Origin of the sequence: Stenotrophomonas sp. ZAC14D1_NAIMI4_1, assembly GCF_003086775.1 — a bacterium.
Lineage (GTDB): Bacteria > Pseudomonadota > Gammaproteobacteria > Xanthomonadales > Xanthomonadaceae > Stenotrophomonas.
In genome coordinates this window covers 4,521,400-4,545,380 of the sequence record NZ_CP026001.1, presented here as the reverse complement: position 1 = coordinate 4,545,380, position 23,981 = coordinate 4,521,400, and the positions used below count along the sequence as shown (strand labels likewise).

Here is a 23,981-nt window from a genome sequence, read left to right as displayed (position 1 = left end):
GTTGTCCTTGCAGGCAGGGCCCGCGTCTTCAGTGGGGCGTCGCCAGGGCGGCGACCGCCGGCAGGATATGGTGTTCGCTCAGGGGTGCCAAGCGCAGGCCGTGCGGCGGCCGCAGCGGAACCCAGGCCAGTTCGGCGATTTCCGCGCGTGCGGCTGGCGTGCCCAGCACCTGCACCCACCAGGCCTGGGCCTGTACGCGGTGGCCGGGCTCGTTCACCGCCCAGTCCTCGAACGTGCCCAGTGCGATGGCGGTCCCGGCGCGCAGCTGCACGCCGAGTTCTTCGTCCAGCTCGCGGGCCAATGCCTGCAGCGGCGCTTCACCCGCTTCGGGCTTGCCGCCAGGCTGGATGAAACGGTCGGCGCCGTGCTTGCGCACCACCAGCGCGCGTCCGCGGTCATCCACGATGACCGCGGCCACGATGTGGATCGTGGCCGCGTCGCGGCTCATGCCAGCCGGCTCACTTCAGGTTCTGCTCGAACAGCTTGAGGATGCGCTTGTACTGGTCCAGCCAGGAATCGGCACGGATGTAGCCGTGGCGTTCCAGCGGGTACGGGGCGATCGACCAGTTGTCCTTGTGCAGTTCGATCAGGCGCTGGGTCAGGTGCACCGAGTCCTGGAAGAACACGTTGTCATCCATCATGCCGTGGGCGATCAGCAGGTTGTCCTGCAGGTTCTGCGCGTACTCGATGGGCGAGGACGTGCGGTACGCCTCCGGGTCGATGTCCGGGGTGTTGAGGATGTTGCTGGTGTAGGCGTGGTTGTAGTTCTGCCAATCCAGCACCGGGCGAAGCGCGGCGCCGGCCTTGAACGTGCCCGGCGAGCGGAACAGCGCCATGAAGGTCATGAAGCCGCCGTAGGAACCGCCGTAGATGCCGGCGTGGTCGCGGTCACCCTGCTGGGTGTCGACCAGCCAGTCCAGGCCGTCCTTGTAGTCTTCCAGTTCCGGGTGGCCCATGTTGCGGTAGATCGCCGTGCGCCAGTCGCGGCCGTAGCCCTCGCTGCCGCGGTAATCCATGTCCAGCACGATGTAGCCCTTCTCCACCAGCAGGTTGTGGAACATCTGCTCGCGGAAGTAGGCCGGGTAGCGCTGGTGCACGTTCTGCAGGTAGCCGGCACCGTGCACGAACATCACGATCGGGTACTTCCTGCCCGGTTCCTTGTGCTCGGGCTCGTAGTACTTGGCCCAGACCACGCCGGCGCCATGCTTGGACGGCACCGCCACCAGCTTCGGCTGGACCCACTCGCGGGCCTTGTACTCGGCGGTGCGGGTGTCGGTCAGCACGCGCGCCTGGCCACCGGCGCTCGGCACCACGGCCAGCTGGGTCGGCAGGTAGGCGGCCGAATAGCGCACCAGCAGCTGCTGGCCATCGGGCGACAGCGAGAAATCTTCCACGCCGTTGAGGCTGGTCAGCTCGCGCACCTGGCGGTTGCCGGTGTCGACCGCGCAGACTTCATAGTCGTGCGGCGCCTGCTGGTTGCACAGGAAGTAGAAGCCCTTGCCGTCGGCCGACAGCACCGGCGCGGAGGTTTCCCACTTGCCGCTGGTCAGCGCCTGCGGCTTGGCCGTGCCGGCCTGGGTGTAGAGGTGCGAGAAGCCCGATTCCTCGGACAGCAGCCACAGGGTGCGGCCATCGGCCATCCAGCCGAAATCGTTGAAGCCCCAGTTGATCCAGGCGTTGTCGGTCAAGCGGTGGCGGTTCTGCACGCGGCCATCGTTGCCGATGCTGACGATCCAGCGGTCCTTGTTGTCGTTGGCGCGCAGCATCACCGCGGCCTGCTGGCCATCGGCGCTCCAGCGCATGCCGCCGCCCATGAAGTCGCTCATCACCTGCACGCTGCGGTCGCCCTTCAGCGGGTCCTTGCCGGCCTTGCGGCGCAGCTCGGCCAGCGGGTCGGTGCCGATGCCCGGCAGGCCCGACAGCGAGAGCTTCTCGGCCTTGCCGGTGCGCACATCGACGTACCACAGGGTGTGCGGCTCGAAGCCGTTGCGGCCGACGCGGGTGCGGGTGTCCTCGGTTTCCTCGTAGCCCGATTCGGTCACGTACAGCGGCATCTTGCTGGTGCGGCCGTCATCGAAATCCTTCGGCTTGGTCACCACGATCAGGTGGCCCAGGTCCGGCGACAGCAGGCTGTCGGCGATCTCCACGTCGGCGCCCAGGTAGATCGGGGCTGCGGCACGGGTCGGGTCGGCCTGGCGCCAGCGCTGGTCCTGGTCCTTCAGCGCTTCACGCTGGTCGCGGTCGCGGCGCAGGGTTTCCAGGGTGCGCAGCTGCTGGTCGCGAAGCAGGTCGTCCTTGGGCTTGCTGGCCGGGTCCTTGTCGGCCTTCAGGCTGGCCACCTGCTGCACGCCAGCGGCGGCGGTCCAGTGGAACCATTCCTGGCCCACGCGCCAGATCACGCCATTGTCGGCGGCGAAGTTGACCCCGGCCGCGCGCTCGTTGCTGCGGGTCAGCTGGGTCAGCGCGCCGCTGCGCAGGTCGCGCACGAACACATCGCCATTGCGGACGAAGGCGCTGCGGCTGCGGCTGCGGTCGTAGACCGGCTCGGCCACGTCCAGGGTGCCGCGCTGGTCATCGGCCACCTGTGCGGCGGCGCCACCGGCCAGCGGCTGGCGGAAGGTGTCGCGCACCGGGCTGCCGTTGCGCTTGAGCTGGTACTCCACCTGCTGGCTGTTCCAGGACCACCAGGCCTTCTCGACCGGCGGACCGATCCAGTCCGGGTCGGCCATGGCCTGTTCGATGGTGATCGGCGTCGGCGCGGCATGCGCGGCCGGTGCGGCCAGCACGGCCGACAGCAGGAGGGACAGGGGCAGCACTCGGGACATGGGCGGACAGCACCAGATGAGGAAACCGGGCAAGGGTAGCAGCCGCCCGGGCCGGGGGAGGGGGCCACAGGTCATGCAGACCGCTTGGGCAAAGGCCCGGCGGGGCCTTGCGTGGCGCATGATGGGCGACTGAGCCGGAAGGAGCCGACCATGTACCCCTACGACTACCGCATTTCCCTGGGGGTGCAGCACCCTGCGGTCTCCAGCGCCGACATCTCCGCCCGGCTGGGGCTGGAACGGAGGTTCTTCCGTGATGCAGGCACCGACCTGCGTGGCGGTGATGGCCGCTTGATCCGGGTACATGGCTTCACCCGGGTGAGCTTTGAACTGGCCGCTGGGAAGGATGGCTGGCTGATGGACGCCTGGCCGCAGGTGGTCGAAATCCTGCAGGCACGGGTGGAGGTGATCCAGGCATTGAACCAGGAGGGCGCCGACGTCGGCCTGCGTATCGCCGTTTTTGGCAAGCGGGCATGGGCGGGTTTTGAACTGGATTCTGCACTGGTGCGGCTGATGGCCGACCTGCGGCTGGGCTTCCATCTGGAAACCTGTTTTCCGGATGCACCGGTCGAGACCGACGACGACGAAGCCTGAAACATCCACTGCAACCGGTCGCCGGGCCTGCGCATCCAATCTCCTGAACCCGCATCATTCACCGGACAGGAGCACGACCATGCAGGAACTCATCCCGATCACCCTCTTCCTCTGCATCGCCTACGCGATCCATGCCATTGCCGATGCGCGGGCGCGCAGCAAGCTGGTCGCCCCGCACGTGCCGGAGGAAGTGATCCGCTCGCTGGCGGTGCTGGAAGAAGAGCGCCGCCGCCAGGGCGCGCTGCGCTGGGGCATCAGCCTGGTCAGCCTGGCCGTGGCCCTGGCCCTGCTGGAAGCCATGGGTGCGCGCGAGCTGACCTTCGGCGCCGCCGCTGCGCTGGCCGGCAGTGCCGGCGTGGGCCAGCTGGTGGCGTGGTTCATCACCCGCCCCGCCGTGCGCAAGGGCTGACCGGCGCATGCCACGGGCACAGCGAGCGGCCAACGCATGAGCCTGCTGGGCGGCGCTTTGGCTGCATTGCGCGGGCGGCGTCGCGACGCCGCCGCCGAGGAACCGGCTGCGTGGGAAGACGACCGCGCGCTGGTGGTCGCCATCATCGACGGTTCGCAGGCAGCGTTCGCGCAGCTGGTGCAGGCCCATCAACGTACCTGTGCACACGTGATCGGGCGCATGGTTGGCGATCGCGACCAGGTGGCTGACCTGCTGCAGGAAACCTTCCTGGCGGTGTTCCGCCAGCTGCACCGGTTCCGTTTTGAATCCTCGCTGCGGACCTGGGTTTCACGGGTGGCCTACACGACGGCGCTGCAGCACCTGCGCCGCCGCCGGCTGGAGATGCAGTGGATGATGGCGGTGGAGGTGCCCGAGGAGCTGGGGATCGGCGACGAGGGCCCTGGCCCGGCGGAGCTGAGCGAGGCGCTGCAGGCCGGCCGGCAGCTGGGCGCGGCGCTGGAGCGGCTGACCCCGCCGCAGCGGCTGATCGTGGGCCTGCATTACCTGGAGGATTTCGACCTGGCCGAGATTGAACAGGTGACCGGGATGGCGCGCGGTACCATCAAGAGCCACCTGTACCGCGCGCGGCAGACCCTGAAGCAGGAGTTGACGCGACGCGCCACCGCCGGAGAACTGCTGTGAGCGAAGCCAACGACCCCCGCGATGCCGATGCGCGCGCGCTGTCGCAGGCGCTGCGCGAGCAGGAACAACGGCACGCCGTGCCCGATGTGAACGAGGCGCTGCAGCAGCGGCTGCAGGCGGAAACGCGCGACAGCGGTGTGCTGTACGTGGCGGTGCAGGTGCTGTTGTTCGGGGCGCTGCTGGCTGCAGCGGCCTGGTATTTCTGGCACTGACAGCCCCCGCCGGGCATGGCCCGGCGCTACCGGTGGAGATCCAGGTAGCGCCGGGCCATGCCCGGCGGCGCTTCACCGCCCCTGCGACATAGTGAAGCAGCGCGTCACCCGGTCGCATCCCGGCTTAACCAAATCCTCCTAAAGTGGTCCGGTATCCCACCCGTACCCGGCAGGAGGCGTCCCTTGGACGCGTTGTTGTTGTCGCGGATCCAGTTCGGATTCGTCATCAGTTTCCACGTGCTGTTCCCCGCCTTCACCATCGGTACGGCCAGCTGGCTGGCCTTCATCGAATGGCGCTGGCTGCGCACGAAATTGCCCGTCTGGCGCGACCTGTATTTCTTCTGGCAGAAGATCTTCGCCGTGTCCTTCGGCATGGGCGTGGTCAGCGGCATCGTCATGGCCTTCCAGTTCGGTACCAACTGGCCGCGGCTGAGCGAAGTGGCCGGCACGGTCATCGGCCCGCTGCTGACCTATGAAGTGCTGACCGCGTTCTTCCTGGAAGCCAGCTTCCTCGGCGTGATGATGTTCGGCTGGGGCCGCGTATCGCCGCGCCTGCATTTCCTGTCCACCTGCATGGTGGCGCTGGGCACGCTGTTCTCCACGTTCTGGATCCTGTCGTCCAACAGCTGGCTGCACACGCCGGCCGGCTACGAAATGATCAACGGCATCGTGCACCCGGTGGACTGGTGGCAGGTGGTGTTCAACCCGTCCTTCCCGTACCGCCTGGCGCACATGGCGCTGGGCTCGTTCATCACCACCTGTTTCGTGATCGGTGGCGTGGGCGCGTGGTACCTGCGCAAGGGCACGCACGTCGAAGCAGGCCGCCGCATGTTGGTCGCGGCGGTGGCGTTTGCTGCGCTGACCGTGCCGGTGCAGATCTTCGTCGGCGACATGCATGGCCTGAACACGCTCAAGCACCAGCCGATGAAGATCGCGGCGATGGAAGCGCACTGGCACGAAAGCAAGGCAGGCGAGGGCGTGCCGCTGGTGGTGTTCGCGCTGCCCAACGAGAAGGAGCAGCGCAACGATTTCGAAGTGGCCATTCCGAAGCTGGGCAGCGTGATCCTGACCCATTCGCTGGACGGGACGTTCGATCCGCTGACCTCGGTGCCGGCCAGCGAACGGCCGCCGGTGACGCCGGTGTTCTTCGCCTTCCGCATCATGGTCGGGCTGGGCACGCTGATGCTGCTGCTGGCCTGGGTCTCGGCGTTCCAGCTGTGGCGGAAGAAGCTGCTCGATTCGCCGTGGCTGCTGCGTGGCTGGAACTGGATGCTGCCCAGCGGGTTCATCGCGCTGGTGTCCGGCTGGTTCGTCACCGAGATGGGGCGCCAGCCGTGGGTGGTCTACGGCGTGCTGCGCACCGCCGATGCGGTGGGCCCGCAGAGTGCGTGGATGACCGCGCTGTCGCTGGCGGTGTACGTGGTCGGCTACGCCTTCGTGTTCGGCTGGGGCATCTGGTACCTGGTGAAGATCCTGCGGCACGGCCCGCAGCCGTATGTGGACGGCCCCTCGCTGGACCACGGCAGCCACACGCCGGCGCGCCCGCTGTCGGCCGCCGACGAACCGCTGGAGGAGCGCTGACATGGACCTGATGACCTGGCTGCCGGTGGCATGGTTCGCGGTGATCGGCTTCGGCGTGCTGATGTACGTGGTGCTGGACGGCTTCGTGCTCGGCATCGGCATCCTCGCCCCGTTCGCCGAGGATGAGGAACAGCTGGACCTGATGATGAACACCGCCGCGCCGATCTGGGACGGCAACGAGACCTGGCTGGTGCTGGGCGGTGCCGGCCTGCTGGCGGCCTTCCCCAAGGCCTACGCGGTGCTGCTGTCGGCGCTGTACCTGCCGGTGCTGCTGCTGGTGGTGGCGCTGGTGTTCCGTGGCGTGGCCTTCGAGTTCCGCTTCAAGGCGCACCGTTCGCGGCGGCTGTGGAGCGTGGCCTTCGGCCTGGGTTCGCTGCTGGCGACCTTCGCCCAGGGCGTGATCCTGGGCACCCTGGTGCAGGGCATTCCGCTGGTGGACGGGGTCTACCAGGGCGGCGCGTTCACCTGGTTCAGCCCGTTCGCGATGCTGACCGGTGCCGCGCTGGTGGCCGGCTACGCGCTGCTGGGCAGCACCTGGCTCATCCTGAAGACCGAGGGCCGCGTACAGGCACTGGCGCGGCAGATGACCCGGCCGCTGGTGGTGGCGGTGATCGCGGCGATGGGCCTGGTCAGCAGCTGGCTGCCGTTCCTCGATTCGCGGTTGATGGATCGCTGGTTCAGTGATGGCAATTTCTGGTGGCTGTCGCCGGTGCCGTTGCTGACCCTGGCGGTGGCCGCCGCGCTGTGGCGCAGCGCCACCCATCCGCGCCGCGACCTGCCGCCGTTCCTGCTCAGCCTGGCCCTGTTCGTGCTCGGTTTCGCCGGGCTGGTGCTGGGCATGTGGCCCTACCTGCTGCCGCCGTCGATGACGCTGTGGCAGGCCGCCGCGCCGGCCTCCTCGCTGGGCTTCACCCTGGTCGGGCTGGTGGTGCTGCTGCCGGTCATCCTGGGCTACACGGCCTGGTCCTACCGGGTGTTCCGCGGCAAGGTACGCGCCGACGCCGGTTACCACTGAAGGATGTGAACGGGGAGCGGCCGGTGACCGCTCCCCGTTTCGGTTTGTGAAACATGTATTCCCTGCGCGGGACGTGCTAGCGTTCGCACCTTTCCGGCCGCCAGGGGGGCTGCCGGCGACGTCCTGGACGGACGCACGGCTGCAGGAATGGGGGGCCGCCGCGCGTCGCCATGCTGTTGGCCCGTGCCTGTCTTCCGCCCATCCAAACATCACCGGTAATGATCGAATTTTCCGTTGTCGACTGGGCCGCCTGGGCGCCTGGACTGACAGAACGTAGCCAATGGATGGGCTGGGCCGACGCGCCGTTCCTGCCGCAGGGCGAGGGCACGCCGTCGTTGGCGGAAGTGCCGGCCATGCAGCGCCGCCGCATCGAGCGCCTGGGCCGCATGGCCATCCAGGCTGCGTGCTGGTGCGAAGACGCGCAGGGCGCCGACAGTGAAGTGCCGCTGGTGTTTGCCAGCCGCCATGGTGACGTGGCCCGTTCGATGGACCTGCTGGGCTCGCTGGCCGCCGCCGAGCCGCTGTCGCCCACCGGCTTCGGCCTGTCGGTGCACAACGCGATCGCCGCCCTGTATTCCATCGCCCGTGGCCACCGGGGCAACTACCTGGCGCTGGCCGCTGGCCAGTCCACCGTGGAAACCGCCTGCCTGGAAGCCGCCGGCCTGCTGGCCGACGGTGCGCGGGAGGTGCGGGTGGTGGTCTATGAATCGTCGTTGCCCGACGTTTACGCCGAATTCGCCGACGAACCCGACCCGTTCTTCGCCTGGTGCTGGCGCCTCGCGCCGTCCGGCACGGCCGGCACCGGCCTGCGCCTGGCCTGGGAACCGGCCGCCGATGCGGCCGATACCGCGCCCGGCCTGCTGCCGCACGCGCTGGACCTGCACCGGTTCCTGCTCTCGGCTGCACCCACCCTCGACCATGTGACCCAGGGCCAGCGCTGGCGCTGGAGCCGCCATGGCTGAAGCCCTTCGCCGTCTCGACCACGCCTGGCGGGTTGTTGGCACCGGCCTGAGCTTCGCCGCGTTCGGCGTGGGCGGGCTGCTGCTGGGCGTGTTCGTGATGCCGCTGCTGCTGTTGATGCGCGACCCGGTCGCGCGCCAGCGGCGGGCGCGGCGGCTGGTGCAGGGGGCGTTTGCCAGCCATGTGTGGCTGATGTGCCGGCTGGGCCTGATGACGCTGCAGGTGGAGGGCCGCGAGCGCCTGCATCGCGATGGCCTGCTGGTGCTGGCCAACCACCCGACCCTGATCGACGTGGTGTGCCTGATCGCGCTGCTGCCCAACGCTGACTGCGTGGTCAAGCGCGCAGTGGCCTGCAACCCGTTCATGCGCGGCCCGGTCCGCGCCGCCGGCTACATCGCCAATGACGATGGCGCCGGCCTGGTCGATGACTGCGTGGCCGCCGTGCATGCCGGCGGCACCCTGGTCATTTTCCCGGAAGGAACCCGCACCGTGCCGGGGCAGCCGCCGCGCCTGCAGCGGGGCGCTGCCAACATCGCCGTGCGCGGGCGGCTGGACATCACGCCGGTGCGTATCAGCTGCACGCCCGCCACGTTGACGAAGGGCCAGAAGTGGTATCGTGTGCCCTCACGTCGTTTTCACGTTCGGCTGCAGATCGGCGAAGATATCGCCATCGCACCCTTCCTGGCCGAAGATGACGCGTCAAGGGGGGATGCCTTGGCGGCCCGTCGCGTCACCGACCACCTCACTCGTTATTTCGACCTGTCTGGAGACCCGACCCGTGCAAGCACTTGAGCACGAGATCAAGGAATTGATCATTTCCTCGCTTTCACTGGAGGACATCACGCCGGAGGACATCGATCCGACCGCGCCGCTGTTCGTGGAAGGCCTTGGCCTCGATTCGATCGACGCCCTGGAGCTGGGCCTTGCCCTGCAGAAGAAGTACGGTGTCAGCCTCTCGGCCGACTCGGAAGAAACCCGTCGCCATTTTTCCAGCGTGCGCGCGCTCGGCGAGTTCGTCGCCGCCCGCCAGTCGTAAGGCGCCAGGAACTGCCATGACCAAGAATGAACTGTTCGAGCGCATCGTCCGCATCCTGACCGACAGCTTCGAGATCGAACCTGCCCGGATCAGCCCGGAATCGCGCCTGTATGACGACCTGGACATCGACAGCATCGATGCGGTCGACCTGATCGTGCAGCTCAAGCCGCTGCTCGGCCGCAACCTGCAGCCGGAAGCCTTCAAGGCCGTGCGCACCGTGCAGGACATCGTTGATGTCGTGCACGGTCTGCTGCCGGGCCAGGCTGCCGCCTGACCGCAGGCCGGGCACCGCGACCATGGCACGGGCACGCATGGTCGTGGTGGCAGCGCTTTCGCTCGCCTATCCGGTGCTGGTCTACGTGGCCATGGGCCGCTTCGAGCCGCGCTGGCTGTCGCTGCTGCTGTTCGGCCTGGCCCTGCTGCGTGCGCTGAGCACCCGGCAGCCGCTGTGGTGGGCCGCCGCGGCCGGTGCCGGCCTGCTGGCCGGCCTGGCCACCGTGCTCAACCAGGCCTTGCCGCTGAAGCTGTACCCGGCGCTGGTGAACGTGGTGATGCTGTCGGTGTTCGCCACCAGCCTGCGCTTCGGCCCGCCGCTGGTGGAGCGCCTGGCGCGCCTGCAGGAGCCGGACCTGCCCGCCTTCGCGGTGGCCTATACCCGTCGCGTCACCCAGGTGTGGTGCGGCTTTTTTGTTCTCAACGGTGGCCTGGCCCTGTTCACCGCGCTGTACGCGTCGGACCGGGTCTGGATGCTCTACAACGGATTGTTGGCGTACGTGATGATGGGAGTGTTGTTCGCAGGCGAGTGGCTGGTGCGGCGTCGGGTGAAGGCGGCCCATGCCCATGGCTGACTGGATCGCCCTGGACCGGTTGCTGGTCACTGCGCGGCCTGGCCGCGACATCGGTATCTGTGAAGGTGTCGCCCTGGACCACAGCGCACTGCGCCTGCGCGCGCTGGCCTGGCGCGATGCGTTCGCCGCTGCCGAAGGCCGCGACTGGGCGCTGTATTTCGACGATGCCATCGCCTTTGCCGCGGCCCTGTTCGGCGCCTGGCATGCCGGCAAGCGCGTGTTCCTGGCCGCCGACAACCTGCCGGCCACGCTGCAGGCGCTGCAGCCGCAGGTCAGTGGCTTCGCTGGCGATGTGTCGGCCGACTATCGCCCGTTGCTGCCCGCCGCCGTGGCGTCCGACCGCGCGCTGCAGGCGCTGGACGAACGTGCCTGCGAACTGTGCGTGTTCACCTCCGGCAGCACCGGCCAGCCCAGCGCGATCAGCAAGCGCATGGACCAGCTGGCACGCGAAGTCGATGCGCTGCAGGCCGCCTTCGGCGCCCAGCTCGACGGCGTGCAGGTGCACGGCACGGTGTCCCACCAGCACATCTATGGCCTGCTGTTCCGCGTGCTGTGGCCGTTGGCCGCGGGCCGCCAGATCCAGCCGCGGCGTTTCTTCCATGAAGACCTGGTCGGCACCCTGGCCGCCGCCGACAGCGTGCTGGTGGCAACCCCGGCGCACCTCAAGCGCCTGCCTGAACAACTGGACTGGGCCAGCCTGCACGGCCGCCTGCGTGCGGTCTTTTCCTCCGGCGGCCCGCTGCCGGAAGAAGCGGCGCGGCAGGTGCGGCAGTGGCTGGGCGTGGCGCCCACCGAGGTGTACGGCAGCAGCGAGACCGGCGGCATCGCCTGGCGCCGCTGGGACACCGACATGCCGCCGTGGCAGCCGCTGCCGGGCGTGCAGTGGCGCATCGAGGAGGGTTGCCTGGCCGTGGCGTCGGCGCACCTGGACAGCGCCGAGTGGTGGCGTACCCAGGACCGCGTGGAAGCGCTGGCCGACGGTCGCTTCCGCCTGCTTGGCCGCGCCGACCGCATCGTCAAGATCGAAGAACGCCGGGTCTCGCTGGATGCGCTGGAACGCGCGCTGCGTGACGACCCGGAAGTAGAGGATGTGCGCGTGCTGGTGCTGTCCGGCCAGCGCGAGCAGCTGGCCGCGGTGGTGGTGCCGGCGGATCCAGCGCTGGTGACAGCCGGCGACGCCGCGCGCCGTGCCTTCGGCCTGCGCCTTGGCGCGCGCCTGGCGCAGGGCCACGACGCGGTCACCCGCCCGCGCCGCTGGCGGCTGGTCGATGCGCTGCCGATCAATGCGCAGGGCAAGGTCACCCAGGCCGCGCTGGCCGCACTGTTCCAGCCGCTGATGCCGGTGCCGCAGTGGGACCACCGCGCGGCCACGTCGGCGACCCTGCGGATGACGCTGGATGCATCGCTGCGCGCCTTCCAGGGTCACTTCCCGCAGGCAGCGATCCTGCCCGGCGTGGCCCAGCTGGACTGGGCGGTGCGTTTCGCACGCCAGGCCTTCGACCTTCCGTGCGGCTTCGTGCGGATGGAGGCAGTGAAGTTCCAGCACGTGGCCCGCCCCGGCGACGAGTTGACCCTGCAGCTGGACTGGGATGCCGGGCGTGGCGTACTGACGTTCCGCTACACCTCCCTGCATGGCACGCACGCCAGCGGCAAGGTGGTCCTGACCGATGCGCACTGACGCTGTGGTGGCCGGTGGCGCCTTCGCGCCGCTGGTGGTCATTCCCGTGTACGACCACGAGCATGCCATCGGCGCCGTGGTCGATGGCGTGCAGGCCGCCGGCCTGCCGTGCCTGCTGGTGGACGATGGCTCACGCGCATCGTGCGCCGAGGTGCTGCAGGCGCTGGCTCAGCAGGACGGCGTCGACCTTCTGCGGCTGGACGTGAACCAGGGCAAGGGTGGGGCGATGCTGGCCGGTTTTGCCGAGGCCGCGCGCCGCGGCTACAGCCACGTGCTGCAGATCGATGCCGACGGCCAGCACGACACCGGCGACCTGCCGCGCTTCATCGCCGCCGCGCAGGCGCGGCCGGACGCGGTCATCTGCGGCATTCCCGCCTACGATGCCAGTGTGCCCAAGGCTCGGCTGTACGGCCGCTACGCCACCCACATCTGGGTGTGGATCAACACGCTGTCGCTGCATCTGCGCGACACGATGTGCGGCTTCCGGGTCTACCCGCTGCCACCGGTGCTGCGCCTGATGGGCGAGGAAACCATCGGCCGGCGCATGGATTTCGATACCGAAGTGATGGTGCGCCTGTACTGGCGGCAGGTACCGGTGGACCACCTGTCCACCCGCGTGACCTATCCGGCCGATGGCGTTTCGCACTTCGACGTATGGCGTGACAACGTGCGCATCAGCCGCATGCACACCCGCCTGTTCTTCGGCATGCTGCCGCGCGCCCCGCGCCTGCTGTGGCGCCGCCTGCAGGGGCAGGGCTGAGATGAGCCGCGCGCACGACGCACCGCACTGGGCCGACATCGGCGAATCCACGTCCGTGGCCGGCGTGCTGTTCCTGTGCTGGGTGCACCGCTGGTTCGGGCGCTGGCCGTTCCGCCTGTGCGTGTGGCCGGTGGTGCTGTGCCACTGGCTGGGCAACCGGGTGGGCCGCCGCGCCTCGCTGCAGTACCTGCAGCGGCTGCAGGCGCACACCGGCGCGCTCGGCCATGCGCCGGGCTGGCGCGACAGCCTGCGCCATTTCTTCAGCTTTGCCGACACGATGCTGGACAAGATCCTCGGGCTCGGCGGCCGCTATCCCCCCGAGCGCATCCACCTGCAGCGCGACCTGGTGCTGGACAAGATCGCGCGCCGCGAAGGCGGGCTGATCCTCACCGCGCACATCGGCTGCCTCGAGCTGTGCCAGGTGCTGGCCGAGCAGGTGCCGGGCTTCCGCATCACCGTGCTGGTGCACACCGCGCATGCGCAGCGCTTCAATCGACTGCTGCAGCGGCTGGATCCGCTGGCCGCAGTGGAGCTGGTGCAGGTGACCGAAATGGGCCCGGCAACGGCAGTGATGCTGGCCGAAAAAGTGGCCTCCGGTGGCTTCGTGGCCATCGTCGGCGACCGCGTGCCGGTACAGGGCGGGCGCAGCGTGATGGCCGATTTCCTCGGCCACCGTGCACCGTTCCCGATCGGTGCCTATGTGCTGGCTTCCGCGCTGGCGTGCCCGGTCTACACGATGTCCTGCCTGCACGAAGGCGATGGCTATCGCGTGGCCTTCGAACACTTTGCCGACCGCGTGGTGCTGCCGCGCGGGTCGCGTGATGCCGCACTGGCCGAACAGGTGCAGCGCTTCGCGCGCTGGCTGGAACTCCAGGTCATCCAGTCCCCGCTGGACTGGTTCAATTTCTTCCCCTTCTGGGATCAGGCTCCTCATGACGATTGACGCCGTACCCGTGTGCCGTTTCGGCGATGCACCGCTGACCATCGAAGACGTGGTTGCCCTGGCCCAGCGCCAGTGCGATGCCGCCCTGAGCGAGGCGCCGGCCTTCCGCGCGCATATCCAGCGCGGCGCCGATTTCCTTGACCGCCTGCTGCGCGAGGACGGGGTGATCTATGGCGTGACCACCGGCTACGGCGATTCGTGCACGGTGAACATTCCGCCGGCGCTGGTGGCCGAACTGCCGCACCACCTGTACACCTACCATGGCTGCGGCCTGGGCCGTTACCTGGACCCGGCCGAAACCCGCGCGGTGCTGGCCGCGCGCCTGGCCTCGCTGGTGCGCGGCATGTCCGGCGTCAGCGTGCCGCTGCTGGAAGGCCTGGCCACCCTGCTGCAGCACGACGTGCTGCCGTTGATCCCGGCCGAAGGCTCGGTCGGTGCCAGCGGTGACCTCACCCCGCTGTCCTACGTCGCCGCCGTGCTGTGTGGCGAGCGCGAGGTGCTGTTCGAAGGCCAGGTGCAGCCGGCCGGCCCGGTGCTGGCGAAGATCGGCATGGTCCCGTTGAAGCTGCGGCCGAAGGAAGGCCTGGCGATCATGAACGGCACGGCGGTGATGACCGGCCTGGCCTGCCTGGCCTGGCAGCGCGCCGATTACCTGGCGCGCATGGCCACCCGCCTGACCGCGTTCAACGTGCTGTCCAGCGATGGCAACGCGCACCACTTCGACGAAACCCTGTTCGCCGCCAAGCCGCACCCGGGCCAGGGCCGCATCGCCGCGCGCCTGCGCAGCGACCTGCACAGCGAACGCCCGCCGCGCAACGAACAGCGCCTGCAGGATCGTTACTCGCTGCGCTGCGCGCCGCACGTCATCGGCGTGCTGGAAGACAGCCTGCCGTTCCTGCGCCAGCTGATCGAAACCGAGCTGAACAGCGCCAACGACAACCCGCTGATTGATGCCGACGGCGAGCGCATCCTGCACGGCGGCCACTTCTACGGCGGCCACATCGCGCTGGCGATGGACACGCTGAAGAACACTGTGGCCAACGTCGCCGACCTGCTCGACCGGCAGCTGGCGCTGGTGGTCGATGCCCGCTACAACCACGGCCTGCCGGCCAACCTGTCGGCGGCCACCGGCCCGCGCGCGGCCATCAACCACGGCCTGAAGGCGCTGCAGATCAGCGTCTCGGCATGGACCGCCGAAGCGCTGAAGCAGACCATGCCGGCCAGCGTGTTCTCGCGTTCGACCGAATGCCACAACCAGGACAAGGTCAGCATGGGCACCATCGCCGCGCGCGACTGCCTGCGCGTGATCGAACTGACGGAACAGGTGGTGGCCGCGATGCTGATCGCCGCGCGCCAGGGCCTGGCCCTGCGCGAGCGGGTTGGCCTGAACGCGCAGCTGCATGGCAGTCTGGCCGACATGTACGCCGACCTGGGGCAGCGCATCGCCCTGGTCGAAGAAGACCGCGCGCTGGATCGCGAACTGCGGGAACTGCTGGTGGAGATCCGCGCGCAACGCTGGGAGCTGTATGTCGGTGAATGAGGCAATCGAACTGGTCGGCGAGATTTCGCTGTCCCCGGCCTTCCATGACTGCGACCCGATGAACGTGGTCTGGCATGGCAACTACTTCAAGTACTTCGAGATCGCACGCTGCGCGCTGCTCAGCCACTACGACTACGACTACCCGCAGATGCTCGAATCGGGCTACCTGTGGCCGGTGGTCGATGCGCGGGTGAAGTACGTGCGGCCGCTGCTGTTCAACCAGGCCCTGCGCGTGGTGTCGCGCATCGTCGAATGGGAGAACCGGCTGAAGATCGAGTACGAGATCCTCGATGCGGAAAGCGGCCAGGTGCTGACCCGTGCGATGACCATCCAGGTTGCGGTGGACGCGACCAGCAAGGAAATGCTGTACCAGTGCCCGCCGGTGCTGTGGCAGCGTCTTGGAGTGCCTGCCCCGTGAATCCCTTTACCCGCTTCCCGCGCGTGCTGCTGTGCGCGCTGCTGCTGTCCGCCGCGCCGCTGGTGCAGGCCGCCGATGCCAACGTCGATGCGATCACCCAGGCGGTGGCGCGGCCGGACGTGCTGCGTGGCCAGTTCACCCAGGAAAAGCAGGTCAGCGGCTTCAAGAACCCGCTGCGTTCGCAGGGCCAGTTCGTGGTCGCGCGCCAGCACGGCGTCATCTGGACCACGCTCAAGCCGTTCCCCTCCGAGGTGGTGGTGACCGCTGACCGCATCCTCAGCCGCCAGCGTGATGGCAGCACCCGCGTCGAACTGGACGCGCGGCAGCAGCCGGCAATGCGCTCGGTCAACGCGATCATGTTCGCGCTGATGAGCGGTGACGTGCAGGCACTGTCCAGCCAGTTCAACGTGCAGGCCAGCCGCGAGGGGCAGGGTTGGCGCCTGAAGCTGACGCCGAAGTCGGCGATGCTGGCCAAGGCCTTCGAATCGCTGACCCTGCAGGGCGACCGCTACGTGCGCCAGGTGGAGATCGTGGAGGCCAACAAGGACCGCACGCAGATCCAGTTCAGCGCGCTGAGCGAAGCGCCGGCCAGCCTGTCCGCCGACGAGGCGCGCCGCTTTGACTGAGGTACCTGACGTGGCTGCAGGCAAGGGCTCGGAGCGCCTGCGCCGCTGGTGGCACTGGCTGGGCGTTGCCTGGCTGCTGGTGCTGCTGGTGCTGGGCGCGCAGCAATGGCGCCTGTGGAGCCAGGAATCGCGGATCGACACCGACATCCTCGCCCTGCTGCCGCAGGATGCGCACGACCGCCTGCTGAGTGATGTCACCCGGCGCATCGCCGATGGCAGCTCGCGGCAGGTGGTGGTGCTGCTGGGCAGTGCCGATGGCGCCGCCGCCAAGCGCGCGCAGGCCGCCTTCGCCAAGGCGATGGCCAGCGATGCCGACAGCGGCCTGCTGGTGCCCAGTGGCTCGATCGAAGGCTGGTTCGATGAAGCGCGCGCGTTCTACGCGCCGTATCGCGATCGCCTGTTGACCCCGGCGCAGCGCGAACAGCTGCAGCAGGCCGAACCGGGTGCGCTGGCCGAACAGGCGCTGGGCGCGCTGTACGGCCCGATGGGCGCACCGCGGCTGACCGACTGGCGGCAGGATCCGCTGTCGCTGTGGCCGCAATGGTGGCAGCAGCAGGCACAGGGCTCCGGCCTGCGCCTGGGCGATGATGGCCTGCTCGAAGCCGAGGGCAAGCACTGGGCCGCGCTGCAGTTCGATACCCCGGGCTCGGCCTTCCAGCTTGATGGCGAGCGCCATATCGACGGCCTGCTTGAGCGCGCCGGCCTGGCCGCCAAGGCCGCCGCAGCGGATCTGGAGATCCTGCATGCCGGCGTGCCGCTGCATGCCGAAGCGGCCGCCGTGCAGGCCAACCAGGAAATCAACACGATCGGCTGGGGCTCGCTGGCCGCGGTGCTGCTGCTGGTGTGGCTGGCCTTCCGTTCGCTGCGGCCGATCCTGCTGGTGGCCGCCTCGCTGCTGATCGGCTGCGGCGTGGCACTGGCGGTGACCGTGCTGGTGTTCGGCAAGGTGCACGTGCTGACCCTGGTGTTCGGCGCGTCGCTGGTGGGCGTGGCCGAGGATTACGGCATCCACTGGTTCGCCTCGCGCCAGGCCGAGCCGGCTGACCGCCGCTGGAAACTGCTCAAGCACCTGCTGCCCGGCCTGTGGCTGGCGCTGGTGACCAGTGCGCTGGCCTACCTGGCACTGGGCCTGGCCCCGTTCCCCGGCCTGCGGCAGATGGCGCTGTTCTCGGTGGTCGGCCTGGCCGGCGCCTTCCTGACGGTGATCTTCTGGTTCCCGTGGCTGGACGGTGGCGAGATCCGCCAGACCCGTTTCTCGCAGTGGCTGGGCAACACCCTCGAGCGCTTCCCGCGCCTGCACGGCACGCGCCCGGTCATGGTGTTCATCGTGGCCGCGCTTGCGCTGTCGGCCATCGGCATCGTGCGCCTGCAGAGCAACGACGACCTGCGCAGCCTGCAGTCCTCGCCGCCGGCACTGATGGCCGAGCAGATCCGCCTGAGCCAGCTGCTGGGCATGCCCAGCCCGGCACAGTTCTACCTGGTGCAGGGCGCCGACGCGGCGCAGCTGCTGGAGCGCGAAGAAGCGCTGACCGGGCGCCTGCGCGCACTGGCCAGCGACAAGCGCATCGGCGGCTACCGCGCGATCAGTGACTGGCTGCCATCGCCGGCGCGCCAGCAGGCCGATGCCGCGCTGACCGCCAGGGTGGAACCGGGCGTGTTGGCGGCGGTGTCCGAAGCCGTGGGCGAGCCGCTGCCGCGGCCGGCCTTCGCCGCTTCGCCGCTGACTGCCGAGGCCTTCCTGGCCTCGCCGGCCTCGCAGCCGTTCCGCCACCTGTGGGTGGGCGCGGTGGGCGGGCAGATGGTCAGCGTGGTGATGGTCGATGACCTGTCGCGCGCCGATGCACTGGCCACCCTGCAGGGCGCGGCCGAGGGCCTGCCCGGCGTGCGCTGGGTCGACCGCACGGCCGACTTCTCCACGCTGCTGGGCCACTACCGCAAGCTGATGGGCGGGCTGCTGCTGGTCGGCATCGCGCTGGTGTTCGGCGCGCTGTGGCTGCGCTACCGCCGCCAGGCCTGGCGCGTGTTCGCGCCCACCCTCATCGCCGGTGCGCTCACCCTGGGCCTGCTGGGCCTGTTCGGCCAGCCGCTGCAGCTGTTCAACGTGCTGGCGCTGATGCTGCTGCTGGGCATGGGCATCGACTACGGCATCTTCCTGATCGAGCACCGCGGCGATGCCAGCGCGTGGCTGGCGGTCTGCGTGGGTGCGGCCAGCACCTGGCTGTCGTTCGGCCTGCTGGGCCTGTCACAGACCCCGGCGCTGCGTGCGTTCGGCCTCACCCTGCTGTTCGGCATCGGCCTGGTCTGGCTGATCTCGCCGCTGTTCCGCCCGCCGCCGCACGACCTGCCGCCGGCCTGACCACGCTTCACCGCGCACCCTTCCTTTCCACCTGATCGAGCAACAAGGACGCACCGATGACTACTGCCGTGGATGTTCCTGCAGATCCGACCGATGTCGAACGTACTGAAATCCTGATCATCGGCGCGGGCCCGGCCGGTTCGGTTGCCGCGGCCATGCTGCGCCAGCAGGGCCGCCAGGTGCTGATGCTGGAGCGCCAGCAGTTCCCGCGCTTCTCGATCGGCGAGAGCCTGCTGCCGCAGAGCATGGAATACATCGAGGCCGCCGGCCTGCTGCAGGACGTCGTGGAAGCGGGCTTCCAGCACAAGAACGGCGCGGCCTTCGTGCATGGCGAGGCGCGTACCGCGTTCGACTTCCGCAGGAAGTTCTCGCCGGGCTGGGGCACCACCTACCAGGTGCAGCGCGCCGACTTCGACAACGTGCTGGCGCGCGGTGCCGAGCGCATGGGCACCACCCTGCGTTTCGGCGACGAAGTGCTGGCGGTGGAAGCCGGCGAGCACCCGGCGGTGAACGTGCGCCGTCCCGACGGCAGCGAGTACCGCATCGAAGCCGACTTCATCCTCGATGCCTCCGGTTTCGCGCGCCTGCTGCCGCGCCTGCTGAACCTGGAATCGCCGTCCAACTTCCCGGTGCGCGGCGCGATCTTCTGCCACGTGCGCGACAACATTCCGGCCGAAGCGGATTTCGACCGCAACAAGATCCTCATCACCACCCACCCCGAGCACATCGACGTCTGGTACTGGACCATCCCGTTCTCCAACGGCTGCTGCTCGCTGGGCGTGGTCGCCGAACCGTCGTTCTTCGAGCGCTACGAGGGCGACGACCTGCAGAAGCTGCAGGCCATCGTCGGCGAGGATCCGAACCTGACCGGCCTGCTGGCCAACGCCGAATGGGCGGTGCTGCCGGTGCGCCGCATCACCGGTTACTCGGCCAACGTCAGCTCGCTGTGGGGCCCGGGCTATGCGCTGCTGGGCAATGCCGGCGAGTTCCTCGACCCGGTGTTCTCCTCCGGCGTGACCATCGCCTTCAAGTCCGCGCAGCTGGCCAGCGAATGCCTGAAGCGCCGCTACGCCGGTGAAACCGTCGACTGGGAAAACGAGTTCTCGATTCCGCTGCGCGCCGGTGTGAAGACCTTCCGCCGCTTCGTGGAAAGCTGGTACGAAGGCGGCTTCCAGAAGATCATCTACCACCCCGACCAGCAGCCGGAAGTGCGCGACATGATCAGCTCCATCCTGGCCGGCTACGCCTGGGACACCAACAACCCCTACGTGGCCGACCCCAACGGCCGCCGCATGCGCGTGCTGGAGGAACTGTGCAGCGCCTGATCGTCCGCGTCAGCGCGGTGCTGCTGTGCATGCTGCTGGCCGCCTGTGCCAGCCGCATGCCGCGCCCGTTGGTTGAACTGCCGCCGCTGCGCCTGTCGCCGGCCAGCCTGCCGGCGCCGCTGGCACTGCAGCAGCAGCTGCATTTCCGCTTCGGCAGCCACGAACGTGACCTGGATGCGCTGCTGGAAGCGGACGCGCAGCAGGTGCAGCTGGCCGTGCAGGCGATGGGCCAGACCGGCGTGCGCCTGCAGTGGGACGGCAAGCAGCTGACCCAGCAGCGTGCGCCGTGGCTGCCGCCGCAGGTGCGTGCCGAGCGCGTGCTGGACGACCTGCAGTTCGCGCTGTGGCCGACCGCCGCGATTGCCGCGGCGCTGCCGGCGGGCTGGCAGGTGGCCGACGATGGCCAGCAGCGCAGCCTTTCGCGCGATGGCCAGGTATGGCTGCAGCTGCAGCGCCTGGACGATGGCAGCGTGCAGCTGGACAACCGCGCCGAGGGCTATGCCCTGCGCATCGAATCGATCGACATGGCCGGGCAGGATAAATGACCGCAGCGATTTACCTGAACGACCTGGGCGTGGTCTGTGCGCTGGGCGAGGGCCGTGCGGCCGTGGCGTCGGCGTTGTTCGCCGATGCACCGGGCGGGCTCAGCGACAACGACACCCTGCTGCCGGGCCAGACCCTGGCGCTGGGCGAAGTGCGCACGCCGCTGCCCGCGCTGGACGACCTGCCGGTGGCCCTGCGTGGCCGCAACAACGCGCTGCTGGACGCGGCGCTGGCGCAGATCGCGCCGTCGGTGCAGGCCGCCATCGCCCGTTATGGCGCATCGCGCGTGGCGGTGGTGCTGGGCACCAGCACCTCGGGCATCGGTGAATCCGAGCAGGCCCTGCGTACCCGCGCCGAAACGGGCGAGTGGCCGCCGGGCTTCGATTACGCGCAGCAGGAAATGGGCACGGCCGCGCAGTTCGTGCGCCAGCGCAGCGGTGCGCTGGGCCCGGCCTGGACCCTGTCCACCGCCTGTTCCTCCAGTGCCAAGGCGCTGATGTCGGCCGCACGCATGCTGCGCGCCGGCATCGTCGATGCGGTCATCGCCGGTGGCGCCGATTCGCTGTGCCGCTTCACCGTGGCCGGTTTCAGCGCGCTGGAGTCGGTGTCGGCGCTGCGCTGCAATCCGTTCTCGCAGCACCGCTGCGGCATCAACATCGGTGAAGGTGCTGCCCTGTTCCTGCTGACCCGCGATGCCGGTCCGGTGCAGCTGGCCGGCTGGGGCGAATCGGCCGACGCCCACCACATGTCCGCGCCCGACCCGAAGGGCCTGGGTGCGATCGACGCCCTGCAGCAGGCGCTGCAGCGTGCCGGCTGGGACGCGCAGGACGTGGATTACGTGAACCTGCACGGCACCGCCACCGGCCACAACGATGCGATGGAGAGCGTGGCCGTGGCCCAGGTGCTGGGCACCACGGTGCCGGCCAGTTCGACCAAGCCGCTGACCGGCCATACGCTCGGCGCCTCGGGGGCCATCGAGGCCGCCGTGTGCTGGATCCTGCTGGCTGAAAACCCGGGCCACCGGCTGCCGCCGCACTGGTGGGACGGCAGCGCGGACCCGGCGCTGCCGCCGCTGCCGCTGGTCGCCCCCGGCACCCGCCTGGCGCGGGCACCGCAGCGGGTGCTGAGCAATTCCTTCGCTTTCGGCGGCAGCAATGCCGTGCTGGCGCTGCAGGGGGTGGCCGCATGAGCCTGCCCCTGTTCGCGATCGAAGACGTGGTGCCGCACCGCCAGGACATGTGCCTGCTCGAGCGCATCGTGCGCTGGGACCAGGACAGCATCGAAGCGGAACTGGTGGTGCCCGCCGCGGGGCTGTTCATCGAGGACGGCGGCGTACCGGCCTGGGTCGGCATCGAGTACATGGCGCAGGCCATCGCGGCGTGGGCCGGCTGCCGCGCGCGCGTAGCAGGCAACCCGCCGCAGCTGGGCTTCCTGCTCGGCAGCCGGCGCTATACCAGCCCGCGCAGCAGCTTCCCCAGCGGCAGCCGGCTGCGCGTACACGCGCGCTGCGAGCTGTTGGGCGACAATGGGCTAGGGATGTTCGCCTGCCGGATCCTGGCAGGCGATGAAGAATGGGCGGTCGCCAACGTGTCGGTGTTCGAACCGGCCGACTCGATGGCATATCTGGAGAGTGGACAGGCATGACAGGGAATCGAAGCGTGCTGGTGACCGGCGCCAGCCGGGGCATCGGCCGGGCCATCGCGCTGCGCATCGCGCGCGACGGCTTCGACGTGGTGGTGCATTGCCGCAGCCGCGTGGACGAAGCACAGGCCGTGGCGGCCGAGATCCAGGCACTGGGCCAGCAGGCCCGCGTGCTGGCCTTCGACGTCGCTGACCGGGCGGCCGCGCGTGCGGCGCTGGACGCGGACGTGGACGCGCACGGCGCCTATTACGGTGTGGTCTGCAACGCCGGCATCGCCCGCGATGGCGCCTTCCCGGCGCTGTCCGAGGACGATTGGGACCAGGTCATCCACACCAACCTGGATGGCTTCTACAACGTGCTGCACCCGCTCATCATGCCGATGGTGCGGCGGCGCAAGCCGGGCCGCATCGTCACCCTGTCCTCGGTGTCCGGCGTGGCCGGCAACCGCGGCCAGGTCAACTACAGTGCCGCCAAGGCCGGCATCATCGGTGCCACCAAGGCGCTGGCGCTGGAACTGGCCAGCCGCCAGATCACCGTCAACTGCGTGGCCCCCGGCCTGATCGAGACCGACATGCTCAACGAAGAAGTGGTCGACCATGCGCTGAAGCTGATCCCCGCCGGCCGCGTCGGCCGCCCGGAGGAAGTGGCCGCCACCGTCGCCTTCCTGCTGTCCGAGCCGGCCGGCTACATCACCCGCCAGGTGATCTCGGTGAACGGGGGCATGATCTGATGGCCGCCGATCGTCGCGTGGTGGTCACCGGTGCCGCCGCCATCAGTCCGCTTGGCCATGACTGGCCGACCATCGAGGCGCACCTGCGCAGCTGCCGCAATGCGGTGCGCAGCATGCCCGAATGGGATGTCTATGCCGGCCTGAACACCAAGCTGGCCGCGCCGGCGCAGGACTACGACCTGCCGCCGAACTACAACCGCAAGACCACCCGTTCGATGGGCAAGGTCGCCATCATGTCGGTGCGCGCCACCGAAGTCGCGCTGCGCGAGGCCGGCCTGTTCGAGCACCCGGTGCTGCGCAGCGGCCGTGCCGGCGTGGCCTATGGCTCGTCTTCGGGCAGCCATGAAGCCACCGGCGAATTCGGCCGCATGCTGCACGAATTCACCACCGACGGCATCAGCGCCACCACCTACCTGAAGATGATGAGCCACACCGCGCCGGTCAACATCGGTGTGTTCTTCGGCCTGTCCGGGCGCGTCTACACCACCTCCAGCGCCTGCACCTCGGGCAGCCAGGGCGTGGGCGCCGGCTATGAAGCGATCCGCAGCGGCAAGCAGACGGTGATGGTGGCCGGCGGTGCCGAACAGCTCGACGCCACCGCCGCCGCGGTGTTCGACACCCTGTTCGCCACCAGCACGCGCAACGATGCGCCGCAGACCACGCCGCGCCCGTTCGATGCCGGCCGCGATGGCCTGGTGCTGGGCGAGGGCGCCTGCACGCTGATCCTGGAAGACCTGGAACACGCGCAGGCACGCGGCGCGACGATCCTCGCCGAGATCGTCGGCTACGGCACCAACAGCGACGGCCAGCACGTCACCCAGCCCAGCGCGGACACCATGGCCCAGGCCATGCGCCTGGCCCTGGAGGATGCCGGCCTGCAGCCGTCGCAGATCGATTACGTGAACGCCCACGGCACTGCCACCGACCACGGTGACATCGCCGAGACCCAGGCCACCGCCCAGGTCTTCGGCAGCCGCATGCCGATCAGCTCGCTGAAAAGCTACGTCGGCCACATGCTCGGCGCCTGTGGCGCGTTCGAAGCCTGGATGAGCATCGAGATGATGCGCGCCGGCTGGTTCGCCCCGACCCTCAACCTGGGCGAGGTCGACCCGCGTTGCGGCCAGCTCGATTTCATCACCGGACAGGGCCGCGAACTGCAGGCCGAGTACGTGATGAGCAACAATTTCGCCTTCGGCGGCATCAACACCTCGCTGGTGTTCCGCCGCTGGAGCGAATGAACCACCGCCCCACACCGCACCCCA

The 23,981-nt window shown here is 69.1% G+C and carries 26 protein-coding genes; 24 read left to right on the top strand and 2 right to left on the bottom strand.

All coding sequences use genetic code 11. The annotated features are described in order from the left end of the window. Nucleotides 1-28 precede the first annotated feature (28 nt). Nucleotides 29-448, bottom strand: coding sequence for an NUDIX domain-containing protein (locus C1927_RS20620; protein ID WP_079224252.1), 420 nt, complete (start codon nucleotides 446-448; stop codon nucleotides 29-31). A 10-nt stretch (nucleotides 449-458) separates the two neighbouring features. Then, the gene (locus C1927_RS20615; protein ID WP_079224250.1) at nucleotides 459-2,825 is read right to left on the bottom strand and encodes a S9 family peptidase; all 2,367 of its coding nucleotides are present in this window, start codon (nucleotides 2,823-2,825) and stop codon (nucleotides 459-461) included. A gap of 150 nt (nucleotides 2,826-2,975) precedes the next feature. On the opposite strand from C1927_RS20615, the gene C1927_RS20610 reads away from it, so the two are divergent. From C1927_RS20610 to C1927_RS20495, 24 genes are all read left to right on the top strand, one after another. Then, the gene (locus C1927_RS20610; protein ID WP_108747677.1) at nucleotides 2,976-3,416 is read left to right on the top strand and encodes a hypothetical protein; all 441 of its coding nucleotides are present in this window, start codon (nucleotides 2,976-2,978) and stop codon (nucleotides 3,414-3,416) included. A 79-nt stretch (nucleotides 3,417-3,495) separates the two neighbouring features. Further along, nucleotides 3,496-3,825 (top strand): hypothetical protein, encoded by a 330-nt coding sequence (locus C1927_RS20605; RefSeq protein WP_108747676.1) that lies wholly within the window; start codon nucleotides 3,496-3,498, stop codon nucleotides 3,823-3,825. A 36-nt stretch (nucleotides 3,826-3,861) separates the two neighbouring features. Continuing rightward, complete coding sequence (locus C1927_RS20600) at nucleotides 3,862-4,506, top strand: sigma-70 family RNA polymerase sigma factor (RefSeq protein ID WP_108747675.1); 645 nt, start codon at nucleotides 3,862-3,864, stop codon at nucleotides 4,504-4,506. After that, the gene (locus C1927_RS20595; RefSeq protein WP_108747674.1) at nucleotides 4,503-4,718 is read left to right on the top strand and encodes a hypothetical protein; all 216 of its coding nucleotides are present in this window, start codon (nucleotides 4,503-4,505) and stop codon (nucleotides 4,716-4,718) included. Before C1927_RS20600 ends, C1927_RS20595 begins: the two co-directional genes overlap by 4 nt. Before the next feature lie 183 nt (nucleotides 4,719-4,901). Next, complete coding sequence (locus C1927_RS20590; protein ID WP_108747673.1) at nucleotides 4,902-6,299, top strand: cytochrome ubiquinol oxidase subunit I; 1,398 nt, start codon at nucleotides 4,902-4,904, stop codon at nucleotides 6,297-6,299. Between the two features lies 1 nt (nucleotide 6,300). Then, the gene (gene cydB / locus C1927_RS20585) at nucleotides 6,301-7,314 is read left to right on the top strand and encodes a cytochrome d ubiquinol oxidase subunit II (protein ID WP_108747672.1); all 1,014 of its coding nucleotides are present in this window, start codon (nucleotides 6,301-6,303) and stop codon (nucleotides 7,312-7,314) included. Between the two features lie 218 nt (nucleotides 7,315-7,532). Continuing rightward, a complete protein-coding gene (locus C1927_RS20580; protein WP_079224237.1) occupies nucleotides 7,533-8,276 on the top strand; it encodes a beta-ketoacyl synthase chain length factor in 744 nt (247 codons plus the stop codon). Then, the gene (locus C1927_RS20575; protein ID WP_079224235.1) at nucleotides 8,269-9,066 is read left to right on the top strand and encodes a lysophospholipid acyltransferase family protein; all 798 of its coding nucleotides are present in this window, start codon (nucleotides 8,269-8,271) and stop codon (nucleotides 9,064-9,066) included. The genes C1927_RS20580 and C1927_RS20575 overlap by 8 nt, the downstream gene beginning before the upstream one ends. After that, on the top strand, nucleotides 9,053-9,310 hold the full coding sequence (locus tag C1927_RS20570; RefSeq protein ID WP_005411610.1) for a phosphopantetheine-binding protein: 258 nt from the start codon (nucleotides 9,053-9,055) through the stop codon (nucleotides 9,308-9,310). Before C1927_RS20575 ends, C1927_RS20570 begins: the two co-directional genes overlap by 14 nt. A gap of 16 nt (nucleotides 9,311-9,326) precedes the next feature. Further along, nucleotides 9,327-9,584, top strand: coding sequence for an acyl carrier protein (locus tag C1927_RS20565; RefSeq protein WP_025878014.1), 258 nt, complete (start codon nucleotides 9,327-9,329; stop codon nucleotides 9,582-9,584). Between the two features lie 22 nt (nucleotides 9,585-9,606). Beyond that, nucleotides 9,607-10,158 (top strand): hypothetical protein, encoded by a 552-nt coding sequence (locus tag C1927_RS20560; RefSeq protein WP_079224233.1) that lies wholly within the window; start codon nucleotides 9,607-9,609, stop codon nucleotides 10,156-10,158. Beyond that, nucleotides 10,151-11,836: an AMP-binding protein gene (locus C1927_RS20555; RefSeq protein ID WP_108747671.1), complete on the top strand. Its 1,686-nt coding sequence runs from the start codon at nucleotides 10,151-10,153 to the stop codon at nucleotides 11,834-11,836. The genes C1927_RS20560 and C1927_RS20555 overlap by 8 nt, the downstream gene beginning before the upstream one ends. After that, on the top strand, nucleotides 11,826-12,596 hold the full coding sequence (locus tag C1927_RS20550; protein WP_108747670.1) for a glycosyltransferase family 2 protein: 771 nt from the start codon (nucleotides 11,826-11,828) through the stop codon (nucleotides 12,594-12,596). The genes C1927_RS20555 and C1927_RS20550 overlap by 11 nt, the downstream gene beginning before the upstream one ends. A 1-nt stretch (nucleotide 12,597) precedes the next feature. Next, nucleotides 12,598-13,539, top strand: a complete 942-nt coding sequence (locus C1927_RS20545; protein WP_108747669.1) for an acyltransferase — start codon at nucleotides 12,598-12,600, stop codon at nucleotides 13,537-13,539. Further along, on the top strand, nucleotides 13,529-15,079 hold the full coding sequence (locus tag C1927_RS20540; RefSeq protein ID WP_079224225.1) for an aromatic amino acid ammonia-lyase: 1,551 nt from the start codon (nucleotides 13,529-13,531) through the stop codon (nucleotides 15,077-15,079). The genes C1927_RS20545 and C1927_RS20540 overlap by 11 nt, the downstream gene beginning before the upstream one ends. Further along, entirely contained in the window at nucleotides 15,066-15,497 is a 432-nt protein-coding gene (locus C1927_RS20535) for an acyl-CoA thioesterase (RefSeq protein ID WP_108747668.1), read from the top strand. Before C1927_RS20540 ends, C1927_RS20535 begins: the two co-directional genes overlap by 14 nt. Next, entirely contained in the window at nucleotides 15,494-16,123 is a 630-nt protein-coding gene (locus C1927_RS20530; RefSeq protein WP_079224222.1) for an outer membrane lipoprotein carrier protein LolA, read from the top strand. Before C1927_RS20535 ends, C1927_RS20530 begins: the two co-directional genes overlap by 4 nt. Beyond that, nucleotides 16,116-18,479, top strand: a complete 2,364-nt coding sequence (locus C1927_RS20525; protein WP_254051514.1) for a hypothetical protein — start codon at nucleotides 16,116-16,118, stop codon at nucleotides 18,477-18,479. The genes C1927_RS20530 and C1927_RS20525 overlap by 8 nt, the downstream gene beginning before the upstream one ends. A gap of 56 nt (nucleotides 18,480-18,535) precedes the next feature. Then, nucleotides 18,536-19,804, top strand: coding sequence for an NAD(P)/FAD-dependent oxidoreductase (locus C1927_RS20520; protein ID WP_108747666.1), 1,269 nt, complete (start codon nucleotides 18,536-18,538; stop codon nucleotides 19,802-19,804). Continuing rightward, nucleotides 19,792-20,349: a DUF3261 domain-containing protein gene (locus tag C1927_RS20515; protein WP_108747665.1), complete on the top strand. Its 558-nt coding sequence runs from the start codon at nucleotides 19,792-19,794 to the stop codon at nucleotides 20,347-20,349. The genes C1927_RS20520 and C1927_RS20515 overlap by 13 nt, the downstream gene beginning before the upstream one ends. Next, nucleotides 20,346-21,536, top strand: a complete 1,191-nt coding sequence (locus tag C1927_RS20510) for a beta-ketoacyl-[acyl-carrier-protein] synthase family protein (protein WP_108747664.1) — start codon at nucleotides 20,346-20,348, stop codon at nucleotides 21,534-21,536. Before C1927_RS20515 ends, C1927_RS20510 begins: the two co-directional genes overlap by 4 nt. Next, a complete protein-coding gene (locus C1927_RS20505) occupies nucleotides 21,533-21,991 on the top strand; it encodes a hotdog family protein (RefSeq protein ID WP_079224217.1) in 459 nt (152 codons plus the stop codon). The genes C1927_RS20510 and C1927_RS20505 overlap by 4 nt, the downstream gene beginning before the upstream one ends. After that, nucleotides 21,988-22,719, top strand: a complete 732-nt coding sequence (locus C1927_RS20500) for a 3-ketoacyl-ACP reductase FabG2 (protein ID WP_079224216.1) — start codon at nucleotides 21,988-21,990, stop codon at nucleotides 22,717-22,719. The genes C1927_RS20505 and C1927_RS20500 overlap by 4 nt, the downstream gene beginning before the upstream one ends. Continuing rightward, nucleotides 22,719-23,957, top strand: coding sequence for a beta-ketoacyl-ACP synthase (locus C1927_RS20495; protein WP_079224215.1), 1,239 nt, complete (start codon nucleotides 22,719-22,721; stop codon nucleotides 23,955-23,957). The genes C1927_RS20500 and C1927_RS20495 overlap by 1 nt, the downstream gene beginning before the upstream one ends. Nucleotides 23,958-23,981: the final 24 nt, after the last annotated feature.